Origin of the sequence: Achromobacter sp. UBA5777 (assembly GCF_002418565.1) — a bacterium.
GTDB classification, from domain to species: domain Bacteria; phylum Pseudomonadota; class Gammaproteobacteria; order Burkholderiales; family Burkholderiaceae_B; genus Achromobacter; species Achromobacter animicus.
In genome coordinates, this window is record NZ_DIEJ01000055.1 from 1 (window position 1) to 9,508 (window position 9,508).

Annotated in this window: 8 protein-coding genes and 1 pseudogene; 7 read left to right on the forward strand and 2 right to left on the reverse strand. The window is 67.4% G+C overall.

The window, feature by feature from the left end:
• A pseudogene (locus tag B3446_RS03720) lies at positions 1–1,418 on the forward strand (MFS transporter); the annotation flags it as partial.
• 61 nt (positions 1,419–1,479) lie between these two features.
• On the opposite strand, the gene B3446_RS03725 reads toward B3446_RS03720, so the two are convergent.
• On the reverse strand, positions 1,480–2,604 hold the full coding sequence (locus B3446_RS03725; protein ID WP_291377353.1) for a hypothetical protein: 1,125 nt from the start codon (positions 2,602–2,604) through the stop codon (positions 1,480–1,482).
• Positions 2,597–3,262: a hypothetical protein gene (locus B3446_RS03730; RefSeq protein ID WP_291377354.1), complete on the reverse strand. Its 666-nt coding sequence runs from the start codon at positions 3,260–3,262 to the stop codon at positions 2,597–2,599. The genes B3446_RS03725 and B3446_RS03730 overlap by 8 nt, the downstream gene beginning before the upstream one ends.
• A gap of 113 nt (positions 3,263–3,375) precedes the next feature.
• Between B3446_RS03730 and B3446_RS03735 the strand changes: the two genes are divergently transcribed.
• The 6 genes from B3446_RS03735 to B3446_RS03760 all read left to right on the forward strand — a co-directional run.
• A complete protein-coding gene (locus B3446_RS03735) occupies positions 3,376–5,064 on the forward strand; it encodes a diguanylate cyclase (protein WP_291377355.1) in 1,689 nt (562 codons plus the stop codon).
• 62 nt (positions 5,065–5,126) lie between these two features.
• A complete protein-coding gene (locus B3446_RS03740) occupies positions 5,127–5,924 on the forward strand; it encodes a GntR family transcriptional regulator (protein WP_191578138.1) in 798 nt (265 codons plus the stop codon).
• Between the two features lie 19 nt (positions 5,925–5,943).
• On the forward strand, positions 5,944–7,149 hold the full coding sequence (locus tag B3446_RS03745; protein WP_191578137.1) for an ABC transporter substrate-binding protein: 1,206 nt from the start codon (positions 5,944–5,946) through the stop codon (positions 7,147–7,149).
• Between the two features lie 8 nt (positions 7,150–7,157).
• A complete protein-coding gene (locus B3446_RS03750; protein WP_056570095.1) occupies positions 7,158–8,030 on the forward strand; it encodes a branched-chain amino acid ABC transporter permease in 873 nt (290 codons plus the stop codon).
• A gap of 2 nt (positions 8,031–8,032) precedes the next feature.
• Positions 8,033–9,004 carry a branched-chain amino acid ABC transporter permease gene (locus B3446_RS03755; protein ID WP_291377356.1) on the forward strand — a complete coding sequence of 324 codons (972 nt, stop codon included), beginning with the start codon at positions 8,033–8,035 and terminating at the stop codon, positions 9,002–9,004.
• A partial coding sequence (locus B3446_RS03760; RefSeq protein ID WP_291377357.1) for an ABC transporter ATP-binding protein occupies positions 8,997–9,508 on the forward strand: 512 nt, incomplete at its 3' end. The genes B3446_RS03755 and B3446_RS03760, both read left to right, overlap by 8 nt.

Genomic DNA, 9,508 nt, shown 5'->3' on the forward strand with positions numbered 1-9,508 from the left:
GAGCCCGGGCACGCCGCAACCGGCCCCGGCACGGCGGCCGCGTCCGGCCACGCCGCCAGCGCCCCGCAGGCATCCCCCTGGCCCATCTTCTGGATCGCCAGCATCGCGGTCTTCCTGGTGTCGCTGGACAGCACGATGCTGTTCGCCGCGTTCGGCGCGCTGCGCGAAGGATTCCCGACGGCCTCAGCCGCGGACATGTCCTGGGTGCTCAATGCCTACACGGTGGTCTTTGCCGCCATGTTGATCCCATCGGGCGGACTGGCCGACACGCATGGCCGCAAGCGCATGTTCATGGGCGGGGTGCTGCTGTTTCTGGCGGCGTCGGCGGTCTGTGGACTGGCGGCCACGGAACNNACGCGGCGCGGGTGCTGCAGGCGGTGGGCGCGGCGCTCTTGACGCCGGCGTCGCTGTCGATCGTGCTGGCGGCCTTTCCGGCGTCGAAGCGGTCGGTCGCGGTCAGCCTGTGGGGCGCGGTGGGCGGACTGGCGGCGGCGGTGGGCCCGAGCCTTGGGGCGTTCGTGGTGGACGTGGCGGGATGGCCGTGGGCGTTCTACATCAATCTGCCGCTGGGCGCGGTGTCGCTGTGGTTCGGCGCGGGGATGCTGAAGGAGTCGGTCAAGCCCGACGCGCGCCGCCGTGTGGACGGCGTGGGCATGGCGCTCTTGATGGTGGGCGTGGGGGCGGTGGCCCTGGCCATCGTGCAATCGGAATCGCCGACGTGGCAGCGCAGCGAACTGGCGATCGCGGCGGCGGTGGGTGTGATGGCGCTGATCGCCTTCGTGGCCTGGGCGCGCGTGACGCCGCACCCGCTTGTGGATCTGGCGCTGTTCAAGCACCGGACGTACCGCTACGTGAACCTGGCGACGCTGAGCTTCGGCATTGCCTTTGCCATGATGTTCTTCGCGTTCTTCTTTTACATGACGGGCGTGTGGCATTACAGCCTGCCGCGCGCGGGGCTGGCGGTGACGCCGGGTCCGCTGCTCGTGATGCCGACGGCGATCATCACCGGCCGGCTGGCGGGGCGGATGGGGCATCGGCCCTTTCTGGTGGGCGGCGCGCTGGTGTATGCGGCAAGCGGGTTGTGGTTTCTGCTGGTGCCGGGCGCAGAGCCTGCCTATCTGACCGAATGGCTGCCCGGTCTGCTGCTGAGCGGCATCGGCGTGGGCATGGTGCTGCCGTCGCTGTCGGGGGCGGCGGTGAACCGGCTGCCGGCGCAGCATTACGCCGTGGGCAGCGCGGTGAACCAGGCGACGCGCCAGGTGGGCGGCGTGCTGGGCGTGGCGATCACGGTGCTGCTGCTGGGGCACGGCGTCGCCAGTCACGCGGATTTCTCGCCGATCTACACCGCGCACGTGGGGCTGGCGCTGTTGACGGCGCTGCTGTGCCTGCCGGTGGATACCCGGCCCAGGTCCGCGTAACGCGCGATGGCGCCCGGCAGGCGCGGCCAGCGTTCCGTGACGGACGCCCCGCGCCTGCGGTTTACAGGCAGGCGTCCCGCGACACGTTCGCGGGGTCCGTGCATGCCCGCCACGTCGCGGCCGGCATGGCCGGCACCAGCACAACCCGGCTCATGGGGTCCGTGTACCAGAGAATCCGCCCGGGCTCGTCCTGCATGGCCTTCCAGACCTTTTCCTGCGTGGCGGGATCGAGCGCGCACTGACCCTGGTCGCCGGTCACGCCCTCGGCCAGCACCGTCTGGCTGCTTGGATCCCAAGACACCATGTCATCGTCGTCCAAAGCGATGTCTTCCGGAAGGCGAACGATGCGCCATGCATTGCCGGCCACGTCGGTCGACAGCCGCGACAGCGCGTCGCGCTCGATCACGTGCAGACGGTCCCGCAGGGCTTCGGGCTGCGCATACGCCCCGGGATCGTCGTGGCCATCCGGCGACATGAATGCAGACTGCCGCCGCACATACCGCGCGGCGGGCCGGCCTTGTTCATCGTAGGTCTGCACCGCGACGGATTCGCTGGCGGCGGCGTCGATGACACGCAGCAGCCTGCCGATTGCATCGCGTACGTAGCGCCGCCCGGGGGCCGCGTCCATCGCCGCGCCGCATGACCCGGCGATAAATGCCTGAAGTGCGCCGTGCGCATCGCGCCGCAGGCAGACCTGACCGACGAGCGTGTAGGCCGCGCCATGCGTGCGCGTGTACTCGGCCACGCGCAGCAGGGACCCGTCAGCGCCGTACTCGAACGCATGGCCGCCGGATACCGTCGGCTTGCCCAAAGCCCGCGGGTCCAGGTGCTGGACCCGGCAAAGCCGGCCGTCGGCGTCGAAAAGCAGTTGCGCGTGGGCCGCACCTTCGCCGTCGCCCACGCGATAGGCCGTCCAGTCCACCTTGTCCATCCAGGTACGCGGGTGCGGATCGCCGGACGCGGTCAGCCAGATCGGTTGCGGCTGCGTGGCGATGCGTTCGCCCTGGCGGCCCAGCAGGACACGCGATTGCGTCACATCGACGGAAACGCGAACCGCCGTCAAAGCGCCGGGCTCGGAAAACCCCGAGTCCGCAGAACCGCAGTCCGCCAGGGCCGGGGCGGCGTGCAGGACCGAGGCCGAGGCCAACGCGGCGCCAAAGGCAACACGGCAAAGACGATCACGCATATTGCAGCGCATCCATGAATGTCACGAGATCCCAGAATTCCTTGGATACGCCGCCCAGGCGCAGTTTTCCATCGCGTTCCTCGAACAGCAGGAACGGATACGCGTTGCGTGCGAACACGCCCGGTGCCGGCAGCCGATAGGGCTTGAAGACCTCGGGGTCGTTGAAATAGCGTTCCAGGCGCCCGCCACCGTCCACATGTACGTACATCACGCGTAGCGCAGGTTGCTGAAACGCCGGTTGTGTTTCGGGATAGACCCCGCCGTCGCCCGCCACGACGGCGTCGGACAGCGCGGCCAGGAAGACGCGCCGGATGCCCACGAAATGGATTTCGCCGGATGTACCGCCCGGCTGGGCTGCCGCCAGTTTTTCCAGCAGCGCCGCAGCGCGCGAGCCGGGTACGACCGTTCCAGCGAACAGGGCGTTGATGTCCCTCGGCTGCCCATCGGCCGATTGCAGCCGGCGCAGATCTTGCCGGAATTCGCTCAGCCATTGCTGATAGCGCACGTTTTCCGCATGGCGGTCGAAGGGCTGCGCGGCCGCGATGGCGGAATGGAAAGCCATCACCACCACTGCGGCGGCAAGCCATAGCGGATACGTCAGCGCGGCCTTCCAGCGAGGCCGCCAGCACGGCAACGTTACGGAAATCAGGGGTCTCATAGGCCCGCGATCATATCTGCCGAAATGATGCATTTTTGGTGCGAACCGTGACAGAATGTCAGCCACGTTGCGCCAGGCTGTACCGATGAATGTCGTATTGATCAGGTTCTGACATGCCCGCTACCGGTGATGTGTCCCCAACCCCATCGCCGGTCGATGCCGCCGGCGTCGCGCAGCGCGATCCGGACGGCCCGCTGGACAAGCTGGCGCGCCTGGCCTGCCGGATGTTTGACGTGGATCTGGCCGCCATCGTTTGCACCGATGCGGATGGCGTGTGGCAGGCGGCAGCCGGCCCGGCCTGCGCCGATGGCCGGTGTCCGTGGTCCTTCGAACTTCCGGTGCGCGCCGCAGATGGCCGCCTCCTCGGCGTCTTTCGTCTCGGGCACGGGCAGGCGCGCGATTTCTCAGATGAAGACCGCCAGGCCTTGCAGGACCTCGCCAGCCTGGCCGCCACGGCCGTCGAAAAGCGCCACGCGCTGGCGTGCGAACGCGCCGACGAAGACACCTGGCGCGATGAGGCCCGCAAGCTGTCGCTGGCTATCGCGGGCAGCGGTACGGGGGTGTGGGACCGCAATGTGGTGACCGGAGAGATCACGTATTCGCCCGGCTGGAAGGCTTTGCTGGGCTATGGCGAATCCGAACTCACCACCCGCATCGAGGACGCCTATACCCGCTTGCACCCGGACGACCTGGTCTATGTGCGGGCCGCGATGCAAGATCACTTCGACGGCAAGACCGACAGCTACGAAGTCGAACATCGCATCCGGTGCAAGGATGGCAGCTACAAATGGATCTGCAGCCGCGGCAAGGTGGTCAGCCGCGACGAATCGGGCAGGGCGCTGCGCATGATGGGCACCACGACCGACATCAGCGCCGTGCGCGCCATGTCGGAAAGGCTCCAGCGCACGGCGGACCTTGTCGTCAACCTGACCGACGCGGTGCCCGGTCTGGTCTTCCAATGCCGGCCGTTGCCCGAGGGCGGATCGCGTTTCTCGTACGTCAGCGCGGGCATCTGGGACATGTTCGAACTCACCGCAGACGACGTGCGGGCCAGCACGACCGCCGTCGAACAGCGGATCCATCCGGAAGACCTGCCTGTCTACCGCGCATCCCTGCAGGCCGCGGCGGCGGCGCGAACCCCCTGGCATGTGGAATTCCGCGTGTGCCTGCCCCTGCAGGGCGTGCGCTGGCGGCAGGGCGACGCGAGCCCAAGGCGGGATGCCGACAGCGGCGTGGTCTGGCACGGCTTCGTCACCGACATTACCGACCGCAAGCGGGCCGAGCTCGAACTGCGCGAGCTGGCCGCGACCGACGCGCTGACAACCCTGCCCAACCGCCGCCATTTCATGTCGCGCATCGCCGCGGAGTTGGCGCGGATCAAGGGTCACGGCGGGCTGGGATCGGCCGTACTGATGTGCGACCTGGATCATTTCAAGCACATCAACGACACCTGGGGCCACGCCATCGGCGATGGTGTGCTGCAGCATTTTGCGAGCATGCTGCGCACGCAGTTGCGTGAGATCGACCTGGTGGGGCGCATCGGCGGAGAAGAATTCGCCGTCGTGCTGCCCGACACCGACATCGAACGCGCCCGCGTCTTTGCCCGCAACGTGCAGCGCCGCATCGCCGATACGCCCTATCTGTCTGAAGGGCGGCACATTCCACTGACCGTCAGCATCGGGATTTCCGCTCTGCACACGAAGGACGACGACGCCGAGCTGGCGCTCAGCCGCAGCGACCGCGCGCTGTATTACGCCAAGCAGCGGGGACGCAATCGGATCGAGTCGGTGTTTTCCCGATAGAACAACCCGTCCAGCCATTTGTTCCATTGACCGTACATTAGGACACCCCTAGAGTTCCCGTCATGGGAACCTCATTACCACTTCCGAAGTACCACCAGATCTATCTCGTCCTGCGCGAGCAATTGCAGGAGGGGCGGTTCGATCAGGACGGCGTGCCCGGAGAGCATGCGCTGGCGGACCAGTTCGACGTGGCGCGCATCACCATCCGCAAGGCAATGGAGATGCTTGTTGCTGACGGGCTGGTGACGCGCCGGCCCGGCCTGGGCACCTGGCCCCTGCGCGGCGCATCCAGCGCCCACGCCGCGGCGGCGCCCAGCGCGCAACAGAAGGCGCACCTGACCGGCCTTCTGGAAAACATCGTCAACATGGGCCTGCGCACCTCGGTGCAGGTGCTGGACAGCACGCTGGTGTTTGCGCCGCCCACGGTGGCCGAGGCGCTGCACATTCCATCCGGCACGCCCGTGCACAAGAGCCTGCGGGTGCGCAGCACCGACGCGGGGCCGCTGTCCCACATCACCACCTACGTGCCGCAGTCCGTGGCCGATTTCACGCGTGAGGACCTCGAGCGCGAGCCGCTGCTGATGCTGCTGGAAGCGGCCGGCGTGGAGTTCGGCGGCGCCACGCAGACCATTTCCGCACGCCTGGCGGATGCGCAGGTCGCGCGCCATCTGGACGTGTCGGTGGGCTCGGCCTTGCTGGCCGTCACGCGCCTGGTGCGCGATGTCGGCGACCGGCCCGTGCAATTGCTGCAGGGCCTGTACCGGCCCGACCGCTACCAGTATCAGTTGCAGCTATCGCGCGTCGGCAGCATCGACGCCAAGGTCTGGGTCAGCGAAGAGCTGTCGGCCCAATTCCATTGAACCCTTCGGAGATCCGCCCATGAATTCGCGCCGCACTTTCCTCTACCAATCCGCCGCCGCCGCGGCCCTCGTGTCCGCCCCGTGGGTGGCCCGATCGCAGGGCGCCACGCCCATCAAGGTCGGCGTGCTGCATCCGGTGACCGGTGCGCTGGCGTATTCGGGCCAGCAATGCCGCCTGGGCGCGCTGCTGGCCATCGAGGACATCAACAAGGCGGGCGGCATCAAGTCGCTGGGCGGCGCGCCGCTGCAGGCGGTGCTGGGAGATGCGCAGTCGCGTCCCGAGGCGGGTTCGGCCGAAGTGGAGAAGATGAACGAGGCGGGCGTGTCGGCCATCGTGGGCGCGTATGCCTCGGCGATCTGCCTGGCGACGACCCAGACCGCGGCCAAGTACAACCTGCCGCACGTGGTGGACGTGGGCGTGGCCGACCAGATCGTGGAGCGCGGCCTGAAGAACACGTTCCGTTTCGGACCGGGCTATCGCGCCTGTAGCGAACGCGCCATCCTGGACCTGGCCGCGCTGAACGACGCCGCCGGCAAGCCGGCCAAGACCGTGATGATCGTGCACGAAGACTCGCTGTTCGGCACGGGCACGGCGGCGCTACTGGCCAAGTCACTGCCGCAGCACGGCTTCGAGGTCAAAGAGATCGTCAAGCACCCGAACCCCACGCGCGACTTCAACAACATCGTGCTGCGCATGCGGTCGGTGAACCCGGACATCGTGATTCCGGCCAACTACTACAACGAATACGCCTTGCTGCTGCGCGCGATGAAGCAGCAGAAGGTGCAGCCCAAGGCCATTTACTCCGTGTTGGGCGGGGCGGCATCCAGCTACAAGTTCCTGAAGGAATTCCCGGACATCGCCAACGGCATCATCGATTGCAACCACTGGTTCAACCCGAAGGATGCGCGCGTCGCGCCGCTGAAGGCCCGCGTGGAAGAGAAGGGCGCGTACTTCAGCTACGAGGTCTTCATGACCTACACCGCGATGCTGCTGCTGGCCGACGCGCTGGAGCGCGCCAAGTCCGCCGACCGCGGCGCGATCATCGAGGCGCTGGCCGCCAGCACCTTCCAGGACAACCTGATGCCCTACGGCCCGACCAAGTTCGTCAACGGCCAGAACACCGGCGCGCAGCCGCTGCTCACGCAGGTGATCGGGGGCGACATCAAGGTGATCTTCCCGGCCGAATACCGCCAGGCCGACGCCGTGTTTCCGCTGAAGGCCTGACAAGACCCATGCTCGATCCCGCCATCCTCTTTTCCTCGGTGCTGAACGGCCTGACGACGGGCGCGGTCTACGCGCTCATCGCGCTGGGCCTGACCCTGATTTACGGGGTGCTGCACATCATCAACTTCGCCCACGGCGCGGCGCTCATGGTGGCGCTCTACGCCGTCTATCTGCTCAAGGACCGGCTGGGCATCGACCCCTACGCCGCCTTGCCGCTGGTGGTGGCCGGCATGTTCGTGCTGGGCTACGCCTTGCAGCGCCTCGTCATCAACCGCGCCAGTCACGGCAAGGACGAGAACATCCTGCTGGTCACGCTGGGCCTGGCGATCGTGCTGGAGAACCTGGCGCTGGTCTGGTTCAAGTCCGACACGCGCAGCATCGACACGGCGTACACGCTGTCCACGGTAGAGATTGGCCCGGCAATGATCGCGCTGCCCAAGGTCATCGCCTTCTGCGGCGCGCTGGCGGTGGCGGCGGTGCTGTTCTGGATCATCCGCAGCACTGACCTGGGCCGCGCGATCCGCGCCGTCGCTCGCGAAAAGCAGGGCGCCAAGCTCATGGGCATCGACGTCGAAAAGGTCTACGCCGTGTCGTTCGGCATCGGCATGGCGTGCCTGGGCGCGGCGGCGTGTTTCCTCTTGCCCGCGTACTACGTCAATCCGCAAGTGGGCAGCGGTTTCGTGCTGGTTGCCTTCACCATCGTGGTGCTGGGCGGCATGGGCAGTTTCGTGGGGGCGCTGGTGGGCGGATTGCTGATCGGCGTGGTGGAGTCCATCGGAGGCCTGTTCCTGGGCGACTCGCTGGGCCAGATGGGCATCTTCGCGATCTTCATTGCGGTGCTGCTCTTTCGCCCGCAGGGGCTGTTCGGGGCGAGGGGCTGACGATGAAACGGGATCTTTGCGCAATCGCGCTGTTCGGGGTGGTGCTGGTGGCCGTGGCCGCGCTGTCCCAGTCGGGCGTGCTGCTGACGTTCGTGATGATGTCGCTGTACGCGGCCCTGCTGTCGCAAGCCTGGAACATTCTGGGCGGTTATGGCGGGCAGCTGTCGTTCGGCCATGCGCTGTTCTTTGGTGTCGGCGCTTATGCGCAGGCGCTGGGCCAGCTCAATCTGGGGCTGAATCCGTGGCTGGTGCTGCCCATGGCGATCGCACTGGGCGCGCTGGTCGGCGTGGCGGTGGGCGGGCTGACGTTCCGTTATGGATTGAAAGGCTCGTACTTCGCGTTGGTCACGCTGGCATTCGCTGAAGTCTTCCGCATCCTGGCGCTGTCGGCGTCGTTCACGGGCGGCGGCGTGGGCCTCATGGTGCCGCTGCAGGAAGGCGTGGCCAACATGCAGTTCGGCTCGCGCCGCGGCTACATCTACCTGCTGCTTGCCTTCGTGCTGCTGGCCCTGCTGGTGACCGCCTGGCTGCGCCATTCGCGCTTCGGCGCCTATTTGCAGGCCGTGCGCGACAACGAGGACGCGGCGCGCGCCATCGGCGTGAATCCGCTGCGTGTGAAGCTGGGCGGCATCGCGCTGTCGGCCGCCTTCATGAGTGTCGCGGGCGCCTTCTACGTTCAGGTCTTCCAATACATCGATCCGGGCATCGCATTCGGCTCGGCCGTGTCGGTGGAGGCGCTGGTCGGCGCCATCGTCGGCGGCATGGGCACGCTGTGGGGCCCATTGCTGGGCGCGGTGACGCTGCATGCGCTGGCCGACCTGACCCGCAACCTGTTCGGCGAGCTGCCTGGCATCAGCATGGTCATCTACGGCGTGGTGCTGATTTTGATCGTGATGTTCATGCCGCGCGGCATCACCGGCGGCGGACAGTCGCTGGGCCGCCTGTTCAAATCGAAGGAGCGCGCCCGTGTCTGACTTCTTGCTGCAAGCGCGCAATCTATCCATCACGTTCGGCGGTTTGAAGGCCGTGCAGGACGTCAGCCTGGACGTGCCCCAAGGTTCGCTCACCGCCTTGGTCGGGCCCAACGGCGCGGGCAAGACCACGCTGTTCGGCCTGCTGTCGGGTTTTCTGAAACCTGGTTCCGGTTCCGTGCACTTTGCCGGGCAGGACATCACGGGCCAGGCGCCGCACGAATCCGCACGGCTCGGCCTGACCCGCACCTTCCAGATCGTGCAGCCGTTCGGCGCGCAGACGGTGCGCCAGAACATCGCCGTGGGCGCACACCTGCGCCTGGCGGATCGCGACGAGGCGCTGGCCGCGGCCGAGGCCGTGGCGGCGCGCGTCAACCTGCAGGCCTCGCTGGACAAGCCGGCGGCCGACCTGACGGTGGCCGGGCGCAAGCGCCTGGAACTGGCGCGCGCGCTGGCCACCCGGCCGCGCCTCTTGCTGCTGGACGAGGTGCTGGCGGGCCTGAATCC